Consider the following 15846-nt stretch of genomic DNA (forward strand, 5'->3'; position numbering starts at 1 on the left):
GTTTACACTAAGCGCAATCCTGATTAATAAACTGATCAGTAGTCGACATAAAGTTATAAGCTTCATATTGGGCCTGATTTTTCGTAAATTCCAGCTGTTGCCCGCGCAGTGAGTACTTTTATCGCTTATCTCTTATAATTGTAAACATTACAGTCACGGCTGTTACGCCGTGTCAATCAGCTCTGATCTCAGGGGCGGGTTACCGCCATCCAGGCTATATCATCAGTTTTGCCGCTTGCCTGCTCAATGAACACACACTATGTTTAAGTTATTGATTTCTTGCATATGAGTACAGCCGTGTTTTTCAGGCAGGCGTTGTTGCCTATTTCATCGTTGTTTATTTCTATTGCCTTTCTGGCGACCGGCTACGGCATGCTGATGACTTTTATCGGGCTATATTTAAAGCAGGCTGGCTTGTCAGAAATGGTCATTGGCATCATTAACTCGGCGTTCTTTCTGGGCGCTTTACTGGCGGCGGTGTTTAGCCAGAAACTCATTGTGACGGTGGGGCATGCCCGCAGCTTTTCGGCATTCTCAGCAATTATGGTTATGGCATTTCTGGGCCACACTTTGCACTATAACCCCTGGTTCTGGGCCGGCTTACGGCTGCTATCCGGCTTTGCCTTTTATGCCCTGCTCATTGTGCTGGAAAGCTGGCTGAATGAAAAAAGCAGCTCGGCTGACCGCGGCCGGGTGTTAGCGGTGTATACCGTGGTGTTTTTTATGGCCACAGCCATTGGCCAGCTGATTTTAAGCTTGGACGTTGAATCCCACGTGGTGTTTGTGTTGGGCTCAGTGCTGGTATTAGCCTCGTTGTTTTTAGTGGCTATTACCCGGATCAGCCAGCCGGTATTACCTCCATTTGAGCGCTATAGCCTACCCAAGGTTCTGCATATAGCCCCGCTGGCACTGGTAGGCAGTGTTATTGGTGGTTTTTTTGTCGGAGGCTTTTACACCATGGTGCCGGTGCTTGTGCTAAATACCTATGGCCAACAGTCGGTCGTCGCATCCTTTATGGCCATTTCAATATTTGGCGGCTTACTGGCACAATGGCCGGTTGGCACCCTGTCTGATCGTTACGGCAGGCGTAAGTTACTGGCCTGGGCCGGCTTATTTAGTGCCGCTATTTGCCTGCTACTTGCGTTGCTGGCCAGCCAGACCTGGCTATTTTATTTGCTGGGTTTTTTACTGGGTACCAGCCTGTTTAGTATTTATCCGCTAAGTGTTGCCCGGGCCAATGATAGATTGGACCATGGTAAAGATCTGGTTGAAATAAGCCGCAGCTTGCTGTTTGCTTATGGTATAGGCTCGTTTTTGGCGCCCTTAATCCTGGGGGCGGTGTTAGGCATATCCGGCGGCCTGTTTTTTAGCGTATTGGCAGTCGCCGCTTTGATGCTGGGAGGCTATGCCTTAACTGCCGAGCGCATTGCCAATGATCAGTTAAGTGTGTTTGTAGCGGTACCCGCAGCGTCGGGGGCATCACTTGCCCAGCTGGATCCGCGTCAGGATGAGCAGTGGGTAGAAGACCATAAACCGATTTTCCCAGAAGACACACCGGTCGCTAACACAACAGATACCGAAACCGAAGAAACTAATCGATCCCATTACCGCGAAGATAAACAAGCTTAAGAGCTGGTATTGTTTAGCACTATGGTTTCAGCTTCAGTCAGTGAAAAGTAACGGGCCAGTTTGTGACATGCACGTCCGATTACAGAATTGGGGGGCACTACCAGACTACATGCGACGTTGTAATGCCCCCTGTTAAGTACTAAGAATCTTTGTCTCTGGCATGGCGTACCAAATTAGTCAACCAGGATCCCCCCGAGCACCAATTGGTAGTGGAAGATTCACTTGATGCGACCGCAACCACATAAGGGCCATCGTTCCAGAACCCAAACATCGGCCCCCCAGAGTTCCCTGGTGTTAAGTCGGCATTGGTGCTCATCGAACGTGCAGGCCCGAAATCATACCAAGGCTCATCCAGCGCTTTTCGATTTTGAAAGGTTGGCCGCATGCCACCCGCAATACTACCTGGGTAGCCAATATTCCACCAATAGGGCTCATCATCCCAGGCACTATTGTAGGTTCGCGTCCCCATCCAGCCAAAAAGATCGCCTATCCGAGATGATGTGACTAAAACCGCATAGTCCTCATCATTTTCAACCCAGGCAACGGTATTCCCTGTCACCTTGGTATAATACCAAACCCTGCTTATCGCCGTTACTGCCCGCACTGCTCCGGCAGATCGATGAACTTCAACGGTGCCGCCTGAGTTGCCACTCCAGTCAACAACATGGCTGGCTGTTAAGACATGTCTTGGGCCCACTATCACGCCAGAGCCCGCTCCAGCTGCAGTAATAACCCGACAAATCGTCCCCCATGGATAGCTAATGTCATTATATGTTCTACGATCATCCGGATTAAAGACTACAAGGGGATTGACCTCTCTGCCCTGATGAAGTACCCGGGTAGGGAACGGCAATCTGGCTTTGCAGGGTTTTGGGCTTGCTCCAAACCACTTCGGGATCATTGGTACAGTGGGGTTAACTCTAAATGCCTTCTCCCGCTTTACCTCGATACCATTAAATTTGTAAGGTTCAGGTTCTTCCAATAACATTGAACGCAGATCTTTAGGTATATCGCCTTTAGGACTTCTATCAAAAAAATCAATAATTTGTGAATAAGACAGAGGCGAACCCTCTTCTTTTCTGACATCATCTTTTTTTTTAGCCATCTCAATTTCTCCATACTTTATCTATGCGAACTTTACTCCTTAAGCCAAATCGCAAAATCAGCAAAAATACCTATGCACTTTTCTTTGATTTATTTGGCACTATGTTGTGAAACGAACTGCTGCCAAAGCAAAATAGAAACTCTTCTTTTTCATTTGCCAACACCGCATAAGCGCTAGTCAAGCTGCTCGATTAAGACTGGCATTAAACTCTAGCGCAAGATTATTTTTCTGGCCACCACACACCATTAACAGTTTTTAATCAATCTTCAGGAGGAAACGAAAGCAGAAGTATTGAGTGGACCGCCTTATTGGCCATACTGCTGTTTTGGTGTTAAACCTAGTGAGGGATTACTGCTACCACTTTGGGGGTTATCAGTGAGATACGCAGTTGGATTACTGATTGTGTTGCTATTACTGCCACTATTTTCAGGCTGTACCGCGCTGATCAGCGTGCCAGAAAAGGTTAGCGAACCCCGCACGGTGCAGTTGCTTACCCATGGCCGCCACAGCTCGATATTGCTAACTGCCGCTAATCAAACCCGACTGCGCTACGCCTATGGCGACTGGGCCTGGTATGTTGACAATGAACAAGGCATCGCCAGTGGTAGCCGGGCCCTGTTTATGCCCAGTAAAGCCGCCTTTGGCCGTCAGCTAATTGCCGCAGCGCAGCCTGGTGAACAGTTGGAGCGCGCGGTGGGGGTGGGCATTGGCCAGGCTTATTTGTTTCAGGTAGAAGCCGCGCGGGTCGATGCGCTGCTGGCCCAGCTCGAACAGCAGTTTACTGCCACGCCAGCCACGCCTTTCTACAGTACTGCGCGTAATCTAAACTTTGTACCGCACAGCCACCCTTACAGCCTCAGCCATAACTCCAATCATCAGGTGGCCGACTGGCTGCGCGCGCTCGGGCTGGAAATCAGTGGTAACCAAGCATTGGGTTACTGGCGGGTTAAAGAAAATGTTGCGGCAAAGTAATGCTGTTATTTAATTAACTACTTATGGTTTAGCGTGAATAATTATTTGGCACTAACCGCAATATTACCTCAACCAGAATAGAGTGTTAGAGCATCAATTGAATTATGAGTAGTATAGACAACTCTAACATTGCAACTATTGGCCTTTTTGTTAACATGCAGGTCTTTGTGCGGACACTTAAGCTGATGGCAATGCAGTTACTGGGCCCATGGCGAATTAATGTAGAAAATTTCTGTCTGGAAGACGATAACAGCAGTCTTGAATTAGAGCGACTGCTGTTTAATTTACTGCGCTATTTTCTGGCAAACTCACAGCGGGTGATCCCAAGACAAGAGCTGGTTGAACAGGTGTGGCAGCAAGGTTTTGTCGATGACAATGCCATTAACCGGGCTATCTCTGATTTGCGTAAAGCCTTACAACACCCAGGTTTAACTGAGTCACCATTAAAAACCCACCATCGCAAAGGCTATAGTTTGCAGTGGTCTGAGCAACTTCAGCGAGATTTTGCGGCGCAACATATCGCTGCGGTCGTACCACCAACTGCGGGACCTGAGGCAAACACCAGCGAGCCTCCGGCGCTAATTGCAGACACTTCGCCGCAATCTGCTAATAAAAAGGTGCTATTCAGGCTTAAACGCAAACGGAATTTGTTTGCCCCTTTACTACTAATCTGCGCCGCTTTGCTATGGCTGTGGCAAGCAGCGCTGCCAGATGCAGAACCTGTAGTACCTGCAGAAGTTGCGACCAGCGAGCGGGGACAGGCCTCAGTCAGCATTCAACACAAGCTCACCTGGCAAAAAGGTATCGAATACAACCTGGCACTGAGCAGCAATCAGCAATTACTGGCTTACAATCATACCTTTAACAGCAAGGCAAACAGTTTAAAGGTACGTCCTTATTCTTCTACTGTGCAGCAAGATCCGGCAGAGATCACCCTATCGCAGGAGGGGTATTCATTGTTTGTACTGGGTTGGCAGCCTGAACAGCAACGTTTATTGGTGCGGCTCAATAAAGATGATATGTCTTATTGTGCCTACCAGCTTTATGACTTTACTGCATTTCCGCAGTATAAAAGCAGCCCGCTAGACTTAGCGTGCGATCCTGTTTCCCGGAATGTCGCGCAATTGAATCGTGGTGGCGACCAGCTGTACCGCATTAAACCAGCAACAGAGGCAACAGGTAGCGAACGGCTGGTGATCGAGCATTTAAAAACCGGTCAAACCGAATTACTGTTACAGCCGCGCAGTAGTGGATCCGGCGCAGGTATCGTCGATTTTGCGTTGTCACCGGATGGTTTTCAACTGGCATATCTGCATCTCACCGACCGCGTCAGTGGCTTCGTCTATCTTTATAATTTAGTGAGCGCCGAGCAACAACAGCTGGCCAGTTTTAAACAGTCTGGCAATTTAATCAACATTAGCTGGAACCAAAGCGGCAGCCATTTGTATGCTGCCAATGGTCCTGAGCTGATTAGCATTAGCGTCGCTGATAAGCAGTTAAAAAAACGAGCTTTTCCAAAAGGTCATTACTTTGGAAAAGTGCAGTTAACCGGCGAGCGTCAGGCAATAGCTTCAAACTTTAGTGCGCATACTGCCGGTAAATTAGGTGGCTGGCATATGGCCGCAGTTAAGGACCTGTTCGTGGCTGAACAAACTGTGTTTAGTGAGTTCAGCCAGGACACCGGCTCAGTTGGCATAGTCCAAGTTAACCCAAAACAGCCACAGCAACTGGCTTACAGTGCCAATAAAGGCAATGGCTGGCAGCTTTGGTTACGCAATAACGACAAAGATATTCAGCTGACGACCATAGCCGATGGTTCAGCGGCGATAAATAATCTGGATTGGTCTGCCGATGGGCGGCAACTGGTTTTTGGGTATCAGGGAAGTGTATGGTTGTACGATCTGATAGAGCAAAACCTGCGGAAACTGAGCCACGCGCCAGAATTTAACTTTCCGGTATTTGAGCCAGACGGCACCAGCATAGTGGTACAGCGTCATCAAAACAACCAGTCTCATTTGTGGCGTATCGACATCGGTAGCGGCCAGCTACAACAACTTAGCCTGCAACAAGCTACCCAGCCACATTTTGATCAAGGCAAACTGTACTACCGGCAAGAGGGAGCGCTTTACCAATTTGTTGATGGCGCTAGGAACGACATTCAAATTACCGACAAGAGCCTTTATCAGGTGATCCGAATGCACCAGGGTTGGTTGTATCAGTTTAATCAGGCGACAGGCTGGTTCAGCCGCTATCCGCTGGACCAACCGACGCAGCTGGAACAAGTGTTACATCAGGATTTAATCCAAAGCGGTTTACCGATGTTTTTTACCGTTAACCCACATCAACCACAACAGATGTTTGTGTTAAGCATCCGATATCCAGCGGCTGATTTATATCATATTAAGTGGTAACAACAGTGGGGCGGTCAGCCAGTTCTGAACCCCCTGCTATCAGATTTTGCTCAAAAGCTATACCGTACGCCTAGACCAGTGCGCTCTCGTTTACCGATAGTAGACCATTGCAGGTACATTTCCAGATCATTGCTCAGCGGATAATTTAGTGACGCTTCAGTATATACGCCTTTTTGCTGCTCTGGTGCCGCACTACTGGCCCCCATATAACCCAATCTTACCCCTACCTGCAGTTTCTCGCCCCAGTAGTTACGCCCGAAAAATCCAGCGCCATATTGGTTATAACTGTGCTGCAACGCACCAGCATAATTGGTATGGTTAAAGCGTGTTTCGGCAAACAGCTGCAACTTATCTTGATTAATGAAGCTGTATCGCACTGCCAATTCAGCACTTTCGTATTTTAAGTCTGCCAACTGTCCCTCTGCGTATGCTGCACCAGCAGCCAAATCAAACTCAAGCCGCGGCGCAATCAAGCTAAACTGCACCGAGCTACCGTTAAAGTTTCTTTGTAACAAGGCGTCATGCTCTTTAAACAGTTGTACATTCGCTGCTTTTGATATTGAGGTGGTGCTATTATTTGCATATGCCTGTCCCATTACGATGACGGATAACGCGGTTACTAAAACTGATGTGGTCATTTTCATGCTCTGTCCCTTATTAGTGCTGATTCTAAATTTCCGGCTGCATTTTTATTGGCATAACCAGGTTGAACAGCACTTTATGAAAACAGCAGAACCTTGTCGCTTATCTGCAACTTATATAATTACCGGCGGTAAAAGTCACAATTAAACTGTTGTTTTTAAAGTGTATTAACAAATATTATTTAAGCCTTATCTAGCAACACCTCAAGCCATACATCAAGCGTAGTTGCGCCAGATAAGATGCCGTTACGGGGTAATTTTGGCTACTGCTGCTAAACAGACCCACTGTTGTTGGTAAGTTGCTACCGCCCGGCTGGTATTTAAAAGTGCCAAACAGCTGATCCCAGATAATCAGCGCATGGCCATAGTTGCAGTTAGCCTCGGCTGCGTTGGCCGAATGGTGCCAGCGGTGCAGCTCGTTAGTGCTAAACAGGTAATTCAACACGCCACTGCGTAAATCAATGTTGGCATGCTGCAGCATCACCACTGGCAGGGTGAGTGCCAGATAGCCCAGTAACAGCTCGGCTGGCACGCCAAGCAGCATTAACGGCAAGGTACTGAGCATAAACAGCAGTAGATAATTCAGCGGATGAAAGCGAAAGTTATTCAGCGCATACAACCGCTGGCTGCTGTGGTGCATCGCATGCAGCAGCCACAGCCACTGCTGGCTATGGTGCCAGCGGTGCACCCAGTAGCGGCAGAATTCCAGCATTAAGGTCACCAGCAACAATTGCAGAGCAAACGGCGCCTGGCCAAGCACTTTACTATACAGGCCTGACAGATCCAGCCATTGGTACAGCGCCACCACCACCAGCGGCGACAGATATTTAAGCAGCGGGTCCAGCAGCGCCAGCAGCACGGCGGCGCTGAACAGATCGGTGCCGCTGTCGTGCTGGCTTTGGTTCCAGTGGCCGGCAAACGGCAGCCAGCGTTCCAGCAGCATCGCCACTAGCAGGATGCAGACGGCACTGCCGGACACCAGTAATTCCAGATCCAGCCCCCGTGCCCGGCCGGTAAAAAACAGGCCGAGGCTGGCGGCAACTGCCAGTGGCAGCAGCAGACGGGCAATCAAGGGTTTAAGCAGCTTGGCAGCGGTATGGTGGGGCATGGCATCATCTCCTTTATCTGATAAGCGCCAGCCTAAACCTTGCCCCTAAGGGACGAGTCAAGTGTGTTTTTAGATCAGGTCAGCGGTGGCGGGCAAGCCGGATTGTCCGCCAGACAGGCGAGGATGGCCGCCTGATGTTGCTGTAACAACAGACGTTTTTGCTCTAATACGGCAATATCGTCGGCGATATGCTGTAATTTATCGCTGATAAGCTGGTTGACAACCTGCCACGGAATGCCCTGGTTACTGTGGCTGAGTGCCTGTCTAATGTCACGCAGGCTAAAACCCAGTTGCTGCGATTGTTTAATTAAACGCACCAACGCCAGATCCTGCTGCCGGTACACCCGGTAACTGCCATGACGCGCCGCCGGCGGCAGCAGACCGATCTGCTCATAATGACGAATGGTTTTGGTTGATACACCGCATAGCTGGGCTAATTTACCGATATACATAGATTCTTACTCTGTTATTGCTAAGTGACACTAAACACTTGCTGCCACGGATACTGACATAACTGACGGCAAAACCAGCTTAACGCATTGCCTTGCTGCTGTTTGTGCCAGGCCAGATATAACTTAGCGCTGTCGCGCGGTATGCTGTGCTGCTTGGCAATCAGCTCGCCACGCGCCAGTTGCTGTTGGATCAGGTGGCGTGGTAAAAAACCAACGCCTAAGCCTTGTTGCTGGGCGGCAATTTTTTGCGCCAGATTCGCCACCAGCACTTTTTGCCGGCTGTCGAACAGGCCGGTCGACAACTTCTGGCTGTCAATGGCAGTGTCGGCGACGATAATGGCCGTTTGCTGTTGTACATCGGCCAGTGTAATGCGCTCGCTGCGCTCGGCCAGCGGGTGATGCGGCGCCACCGCAAACACAAACTCAATTTCGCCCAGTAGTTGTAACTGATAGGGGCCGCTATGCAGACTGGCAGGCACACCGATGGCAATATCCGCCCGGCCGGTATGCAGAGCTTCCCAGCCACCGGCCAGCACCTCCTGACGCAGCTGAATTTGTGTCAGCTTGCCCAGTTGCAAAAATTCGCTGATCAGCGCAAACAGCGGCTCGGGCGGCACTATAGAGTCCAGCGCCAGTGTCAGCTGCGCTTCCCAGCCACTGTCCAGTTGCTGCACCGATTTTTGCAGTTGCTCTGCTGCCTTTAACAGCTCACGCCCTTGCTGCAATAACAGCTGGCCAGCCGGGGTCAGCCGGGCCTTTTGTTTACTGCGATCAAATAAGCTGACGCCAAGGTTTTGCTCTAACTGCGCCATGGTATAACTGAGTGCCGACGGTACCTTGTATAACGCCTCGGCGGCGGCAGCAAAACTGCCTTTGCGTTCTATGGCATCCAGCGCCCTTAACGCATCTAAATTAATCAGTTGCTGCATTGGCTGTGTTACCCCATGCCGTTGGCCTGGCTTGCACCCGCCGACATTCAAATTAATTGAACTAATAATACAAAAAGCCCCGCTTTTATAGCGTGAAGTATAGCGTTATCTTTAGCACATCGACAGGTTGTTTGTGGTCGAGTGAATAACCAAACTTTACTTAACCATTAAATATTTTGACAGGTGACATATGAAAACATTGATAGCAAAATTAACTTCGACAAACGCTGGCTGGTCTGCACTGGCACTACGGATCCCGGTTGGCATTATCTTCGCTGCACACGGCGCGCAAAAACTGTTTGGCTGGTATGGCGGCTATGGCCTGCAGGGCACCGCAGGTTGGATGGACAGCATTGGCCTGAGCCCGGGTATACTGATGGCGTTTTTAGCCGGTGCGGCTGAATTTTTTGGTGGCCTGGCGTTAATTATTGGCCTGCTTACCCGGCCGGCGGCTGCGGCATTAGCAGTGGCCATGCTGGTAGCGATTTTTGCGGTGCATTTTCAGCATGGTTTGTTTATGAGTAACAACGGTTACGAGTTTGGCTTAGCCCTGCTGGCGGCCAGTGTGTCTTTGCTGTTTAGCGGCGCAGGCAAGTTGTCTGTTGATGAACGACTTGCCAAAAAACTGAATAGCTAATTGCCTTTTATCCCGGCATACCAGGCAGCCGACACACTGACTTCACCGGCTTCAAGGATCACATCCATGTGCCCCTTCAGCCTGCGCAGCATCCCTGCTGCTGTTACGTCAGCATATCGGCTACCTTGCATTTACACCGCAATAAGTAGCGACATTATTTAGTAAAAAGGAGAGCCCGATGATTACATTACGCAAAGCAGATGAACGCGGCAAAGCCGATTTTGGCTGGTTAAAAAGCCGCCACAGTTTTTCCTTCGGCAGTTATTACGATCCGGGCCATATGGGCTTTTCAGCGCTCAGAGTGATTAATGATGACTGGGTGGCACCCGGTGCCGGTTTTGATACTCATGGCCATCGTGATATGGAAATCATTACTCTGGTGTTACAGGGTGCCATAGTGCACAAAGACTCGGCCGGTAACGAAAAAGTGCTGCCCGCCGGTGAATTTCAGTTAATGAGTGCCGGCAAGGGGGTTTACCACTCCGAATTTAACGCCAGCCAGACTGAACACCTGCGTTTTCTGCAGATCTGGATCATGCCTGATCAGCAAGGTGGTGCGCCGGGGTATCAGCAGCAGCATTTTGCCAGTAAGCCCGGCTTAACCCTAATTGCCTCAGCTGACGGCAAACAGAATAGCCTGCGGCTTAAACAGCAGGCCAAATTGTACCGGCTGCAGTTGGCTGCCCCAGAGCAACTGAGCTATCCGCTGGCCGGACGCAAAGTGTATTTGCATCTGATAAGTGGTGAGCTATCGGTTAGTGACAGCAACGCCGGAGCAACAGCAATGACACAAGTCCAACCGGGCGATGGCCTGCTGGTCAGCGCGGAAACCGCCCTACAGTTAACTGCCAGTCAGCAAAGCGAAGCACTGCTGTTTGACTTGCCTTAGCCTGCTAACAAAAGTCTGCTAACAAAATAAGACGGCAACCTCTTACTGTTGATCGGCAGTCGGCAAATCGGTTTGCGGATCGGCAGTGACATTTTGCGCCAGTAAGGCTGCCACTTGTAACTCCAGTTGCTCGAGTTTTTCGCGGGTGCGCAGTAATACCTGACGCTGTACGTCAAACTCTTCGCGGCTGACAAAGTCCAGATTGGCCAGCTTTTGCTGCAATACCTGCTTTACTTTGGCTTCGGCATCATCAGCAAACTGCTTTAACTGGGGTGGCAGCGCATTACCTATTTGCTTGGCGATCTCTTCAATTTTTTTCGGATCTAACATAACAGTCTCCATTTAACCGGTGTGGCGTCGTTATCAGGGTATTCTACGGAGATAAATCCAGAAGGCGAATGCTATTTGCCGCAAATTTTGGTTACAATGCCGGCCCTGATGCAAGGTATAGGCTATGCAGTTAAATTCGCAACAAAACGCCGCTGTTCATTTTATCGCCGGGCCCTGCCTGGTGCTGGCCGGTGCCGGCAGCGGTAAAACCCGGGTTATTATCAATAAAATTGCCTATTTAATTCAGCAATGTCAGCTGCCTGCGCGGCATATAGCGGCAGTTACCTTTACCAATAAAGCGGCGCGGGAAATGCGCGAACGTATTCATGCCCAGCTGCCCAAAACCGCTACCCGCGGCCTGACTATCTCTACTTTTCATACCCTGGGCCTGGAGATCATCAAGAAGGAATGTCGGCATATTGGCTATAAAGCCAGTTTCAGCCTGTTTGATGATCAGGACAGCATGGCGTTGTTAAAAGAGCTGACAGCGAATGAGTTTCAGGGCGACAAAGATTTATTAAAAGCGCTGCAAAGTAAAATATCCGGCTGGAAGAACGACTTAACCCTGCCAGCGTTGGCGATAAAGCACGCCAGCGACCCGCAAAGTATTAATTTTGCAAACTATTACCAGCAATACAGCGACCAGCTCAAAGCCTACAATGCGCTGGATTTTGATGACTTAATTCTGATCCCGACCTTGTTGTTTCAACATAACGCCGAAGTTCGGCAAAAATGGCAGCAAAAAATTCAGTATTTACTGGTTGATGAATATCAGGATACCAATACCAGCCAGTATGAACTGGTAAAAGCGCTGGTAGGCGAGCGCCAGCGTTTTACCGTGGTAGGCGATGACGACCAGTCGATTTATTCCTGGCGCGGCGCCCGGCCGCAAAACCTGGTGCTGCTGAAAACCGATTTCCCCAATTTAAATGTGATAAAACTGGAGCAAAACTACCGCTCAGCCGAGCGGATTTTAAAAGCGGCCAATATTCTGATCGCCAACAACCCGCATGAATTTGAAAAAAAGCTGTTCAGTCAGAACAGCTATGGCGTGCCACTTAGGGTATTGCCGTGCAAACACGAAGAAGATGAAGCGGAAAAAGTGGTGGCCGAAATTATTTCACACCGCTTTATTAACCGCAGCGAATACCGCGACTATGCCTTGCTGTACCGGGGCAATCACCAGGCGCGGGTGTTTGAAAAAGCCCTGATGACCAACCGCATACCCTATAAGATCTCTGGCGGCACCTCGTTTTTTGCCCGTAGTGAAATTAAAGATGTGATGGCCTACCTGCGCTTGCTGGTGAATCAGGATGACGATAATGCCCTGCTGCGAATTATCAACGTGCCCCGGCGTGAAATTGGTGCAGCCACCTTGCAACAGGTTGGCAACCTGGCGAATAGCAAAAATATCAGTTTGTTTGCTGCCTGCTGCGACATGGAGTTGTCGATGCATTTGTCGGCCCGCGCTCAGCAGGCGGTGCAGCAATTTGCCAACTGGATTAACCAGGTAGCCGATAATGCTAAACGGGCCGATCCGGCTGAAGCTGTGCGCGATTTAATCCGGCAAAGCCATTATGAAGCCTGGCTGTTTGAAACAAGTAACAGCCCGAAAGCCGCGGAAATGGCGTTAAAAAACGTTAACGAGCTGTACCGCTGGATCAGTAGCATGCTGGAAGGCGATGATGAACACGAGCCGATGACGCTGCCCGAGGTAGTCACCCGGCTAACGCTGCGTGATATGATGGAACGCCAGCAGCAGGAAGACAATGCCGATCAGGTACAGCTGCTCACCTTACATGCCTCGAAAGGTCTGGAATTCCCCTATGTGTTTATGGTGGGCATGGAAGAGGGCTTATTGCCACACCAGAGCAGCATTGATCAAGATAACGTTGAAGAAGAGCGCCGGCTGGCTTACGTTGGGGTAACCCGGGCCCAGCGCGAATTAATCTTTACCTATGCCAAAGAAAGACGCCAGTACGGTGAAGTTATCAGGCCCGAGCCCAGCCGCTTTTTGCATGAATTACCGCAGGACGATTTGGATTGGCAGCAGGCAGCACCGGTGAAAAGCGAACAGCAACGTCAGCAAACCGGCCAGGCCCATCTGGAGCGACTGCGCCAGATGCTGAAAAAAGACTAGCCGGCGTTATTCGGCGCCAAGCGCCTTGAGCATCTGATCGCGCATTGAGTCCTGGAAAATGGCATAACGGCCACGGCCCAACGCTTTGGCATGGTACATAGCCGCATCGGCGTCGCGCAGCAGTTGCTCACCATTATTGTAGTCTGGCTGCATCAGGGCAATACCGATACTCACACCCGAATTTACTTGCTGGTTTTCCAGATAGTAAGGCTCGCGTACTTTTTCAATAATGCGCTGCGCCACCTCTTCCGCGTCATGTTCGCCCTGCAGGTTTTGCAACAGCACTACAAATTCGTCGCCGCCCAGCCGTGCCGCCAAGTCATGCTCGCGAACTGCACTTAAAATACGCTTGCTGGTTTCCACTAAAAACGCATCGCCAATATGGTGGCCGAGGGTGTCATTGATCAGCTTAAAGCGATCTAAATCCAGAAACAGCATCGCCATGCCCTCTATCGGCTGGCGCTTATGTAAGGCAAACTGGCGTTTTAGCTGCTCTAAAAACATCTGTCGGTTAGCCAGGCCGGTTAATAAGTCGTGATTGGCCTCATAAAATAATTTTTGCTCGGCTTTTTTCCGCTCTTCAACCTGCAAGCGTAAAAATAGGTTGGTTTGACGCAACTCACGGGTACTTTCAAATACTTTACGTTCCAGCTCTTCCTGATGCTGCTTTTGTTTTTCGGCTGCCAGCTTGCGCTGAATGGCCACGCCAATATGCTGCGAGACAAAGCGTAAAATACTCAGTTCCTGCTCGGTGTATTGGTAGGCATTGTTATACGCCTGCACCGCGATCACCCCGATAACCCGCTGATCGATTAGTAACGGTGCCCCCAGCCAGCACGATGATAAACGAGCCCGTTGCAAGGGATCAGCCATACCACGACGAATTTCTCCTTCAGCAGCCAGCTGTTCGGCCGCTTCGCTGTTAATCAGCCGGGCCTCGGCACAACGAATAACATACTCGGTAAACCCCCGACTGATGGGCCGCTCCCGGGCCGGTGGCGAGAACTGGTCGAGGTAAAATGGAAAGGTCAGTTTGGTTTGATCGGCGTTAAGTAACGCGATATAGCAATTATCTGCTGACATTAAACCTGACAGTACTTTGTGCATGGCTTTGTAAAAACTTTGCATATCCCGACTGCTGGCAGTCAGCTCGGATATTTCATATAACGCCGCCTGCAGACGTTCAGCATTAGTGCGTTCTTTAATCTCTTTTTGCAACGAGGTATTAATTTTCTGCAATTGCTGCGTGCGCTCTTGCACTGTCAGCTCTAATAACTCGCGGCTTTTTACCCGATCCAGTGCCGTAACAGTATGGCCACCAATACTGATAAACATCGCCAGCTGTTCCGCTCCATAGCGATAGTCACTATCGTAGGTTTGAATGGCCATAACGCCAATCAGCTGTTCATCACGCCACAGCGGTATGCCCATCCAATGCGTGCACTCTGAACCCTGCGCCTGAATATCACCATTGGCAATCATGGTGATAAACTGATCTCTGTCACACAATAAAGGTTGACGTGTTTTCACCACATAGCCAGTCAGACCGCTGGAAAATGCCGTAGAGGGGACTTGCTTGATATATTGCTGGTCTTTCTCATCAGAGAAATACTGCAACTGATATTGTTCAGTGCTGGTGTCATATAACACCACATAAAAGTTTTCAGCATGCAGCAATTCCGACACCATTTTATGGATCGCCGGGTAGAAGTCGCGCATGTCACTGATGGTACTGGCCAGTTCAGACAGCTGTAACAAAGCGCCCTGTATGGTATAGGCCTGCTTATAACGGCTGATCAGCGTGGTGAGTCGGCGCGCTTTGGCCTTGATCAGTTGGAGTTGCGATCCATTTAGCTTCAACTTTTATCTACTCTGCTGTTTGCTGAAATTGAGTTTGCCTCCCTATTATGCACAAAGATTCACCACATGGAAGCGATCAACCGTCAAACAGCTGCATATTCGTGCCTTTTTCAAAAACAAAAGCCGTGCTAGGCACGGCTTTTGTTTTACAACGCTATTTATCTGCTACACACCATCAATCATAAAGCGGATAGCCGCAGCAATTTCGTCTTCGCTACAGGTAGCACAGGTACCCATAGCCGGCATATTGTTAAAACCATCAATAGAATGCTTTAACATCACATCAAACCCCTGGGCAATGCGTGGCTTCCAGCTTGCTTCACCAGGTTTAGGCGCATCTAACGCACCGGTGCCATGACACGCAATACACGCTGTATTGTAAACTTGCTGGCCAGAGCGCGGGCCAGTGGCCTGTACTGCAGCAGCTGGTTGCTGACCAGCAATATATACCTGACCAACAGGCGCAATACGCTTAGCCAGGGCTTCATCGTTATCAGTGCTGGCAATAGCACCAACTGTAAGCAGTGACAGGGCCAGCGCAAAAGTTAGTTTCTTCATTAAAAAGTTCCCATAGCTGAAGGCGGTAATAAATTCTGGCCATTATAGCCTGCATGTCGGCGCAATTAAAAGACTGCGATGCTATTCGAAACTGCTGTTTTATTATCCAGCTGTCTTTTTTGCCATTACGAGGCCGTGCAACTAAACGATCAACAGCACTTTGCCGGCGGTTGCAGCTCGCTAAG

At 49.7% G+C, this 15846-nt stretch carries 14 protein-coding genes; 6 read left to right on the forward strand and 8 right to left on the reverse strand.

Translation table 11 applies throughout. The features are described from left to right. Nucleotides 1-285: 285 nt before the first annotated feature. Nucleotides 286-1629, forward strand: coding sequence for an MFS transporter (locus WG68_RS12155; RefSeq protein WP_235357728.1), 1344 nt, complete (start codon nt 286-288; stop codon nt 1627-1629). A gap of 139 nt (nt 1630-1768) precedes the next feature. Here the strand turns inward: WG68_RS12155 and WG68_RS12160 are convergent, their stop codons facing one another. After that, the gene (locus WG68_RS12160; protein WP_046557960.1) at nt 1769-2734 is read right to left on the reverse strand and encodes a trypsin-like serine peptidase; all 966 of its coding nucleotides are present in this window, start codon (nt 2732-2734) and stop codon (nt 1769-1771) included. Nucleotides 2735-3109: 375 nt separating this feature from the next. Between WG68_RS12160 and WG68_RS12165 the strand changes: the two genes are divergently transcribed. After that, nucleotides 3110-3706 carry a hypothetical protein gene (locus WG68_RS12165; RefSeq protein WP_046557961.1) on the forward strand — a complete coding sequence of 199 codons (597 nt, stop codon included), beginning with the start codon at nt 3110-3112 and terminating at the stop codon, nt 3704-3706. 167 nt (nt 3707-3873) lie between these two features. Beyond that, nucleotides 3874-6117: a winged helix-turn-helix domain-containing protein gene (locus tag WG68_RS12170; protein WP_161796367.1), complete on the forward strand. Its 2244-nt coding sequence runs from the start codon at nt 3874-3876 to the stop codon at nt 6115-6117. Nucleotides 6118-6167: 50 nt separating this feature from the next. Here the strand turns inward: WG68_RS12170 and WG68_RS12175 are convergent, their stop codons facing one another. The 4 genes from WG68_RS12175 to WG68_RS12190 all read right to left on the reverse strand — a co-directional run bounded on the left by WG68_RS12175 (nt 6168) and on the right by WG68_RS12190 (nt 9247). Beyond that, a complete protein-coding gene (locus WG68_RS12175) occupies nt 6168-6755 on the reverse strand; it encodes a hypothetical protein (RefSeq protein WP_152663091.1) in 588 nt (195 codons plus the stop codon). A 196-nt stretch (nt 6756-6951) separates the two neighbouring features. Further along, on the reverse strand, nt 6952-7866 hold the full coding sequence (locus WG68_RS19120; RefSeq protein WP_052749072.1) for a sterol desaturase family protein: 915 nt from the start codon (nt 7864-7866) through the stop codon (nt 6952-6954). A 74-nt stretch (nt 7867-7940) separates the two neighbouring features. Further along, nucleotides 7941-8318, reverse strand: coding sequence for a MerR family transcriptional regulator (locus WG68_RS12185; RefSeq protein ID WP_046557964.1), 378 nt, complete (start codon nt 8316-8318; stop codon nt 7941-7943). A gap of 20 nt (nt 8319-8338) precedes the next feature. Then, the gene (locus tag WG68_RS12190) at nt 8339-9247 is read right to left on the reverse strand and encodes a LysR family transcriptional regulator (protein WP_046557965.1); all 909 of its coding nucleotides are present in this window, start codon (nt 9245-9247) and stop codon (nt 8339-8341) included. Nucleotides 9248-9437: 190 nt separating this feature from the next. Here WG68_RS12190 and WG68_RS12195 point away from each other — a divergent pair, with 190 nt between their 5' ends. Next, nucleotides 9438-9884 carry a DoxX family protein gene (locus tag WG68_RS12195; RefSeq protein ID WP_046557966.1) on the forward strand — a complete coding sequence of 149 codons (447 nt, stop codon included), beginning with the start codon at nt 9438-9440 and terminating at the stop codon, nt 9882-9884. Between the two features lie 178 nt (nt 9885-10062). Then, nucleotides 10063-10773 (forward strand): pirin family protein, encoded by a 711-nt coding sequence (locus tag WG68_RS12200; RefSeq protein ID WP_046557967.1) that lies wholly within the window; start codon nt 10063-10065, stop codon nt 10771-10773. Nucleotides 10774-10815: 42 nt separating this feature from the next. Here WG68_RS12200 and ubiK read toward each other — a convergent pair whose 3' ends face one another. After that, nucleotides 10816-11103, reverse strand: coding sequence for a ubiquinone biosynthesis accessory factor UbiK (ubiK, locus tag WG68_RS12205; RefSeq protein ID WP_046557968.1), 288 nt, complete (start codon nt 11101-11103; stop codon nt 10816-10818). Between the two features lie 124 nt (nt 11104-11227). Between ubiK and rep the strand changes: the two genes are divergently transcribed. Then, nucleotides 11228-13243, forward strand: coding sequence for a DNA helicase Rep (gene rep, locus WG68_RS12210; protein WP_046557969.1), 2016 nt, complete (start codon nt 11228-11230; stop codon nt 13241-13243). A gap of 6 nt (nt 13244-13249) precedes the next feature. On the opposite strand, the gene WG68_RS12215 is transcribed toward rep, so the two are convergent. Continuing rightward, nucleotides 13250-15103: a diguanylate cyclase domain-containing protein gene (locus WG68_RS12215; RefSeq protein ID WP_046557970.1), complete on the reverse strand. Its 1854-nt coding sequence runs from the start codon at nt 15101-15103 to the stop codon at nt 13250-13252. A gap of 165 nt (nt 15104-15268) precedes the next feature. Next, nucleotides 15269-15661: a c-type cytochrome gene (locus tag WG68_RS12220; protein WP_046557971.1), complete on the reverse strand. Its 393-nt coding sequence runs from the start codon at nt 15659-15661 to the stop codon at nt 15269-15271. Between the last annotated feature and the right edge of the window lie 185 nt (nt 15662-15846).

Origin of the sequence: Arsukibacterium ikkense (assembly GCF_000987775.1) — a bacterium.
Taxonomy (GTDB): Bacteria; Pseudomonadota; Gammaproteobacteria; order Enterobacterales; family Alteromonadaceae; genus Alishewanella; species Alishewanella ikkense.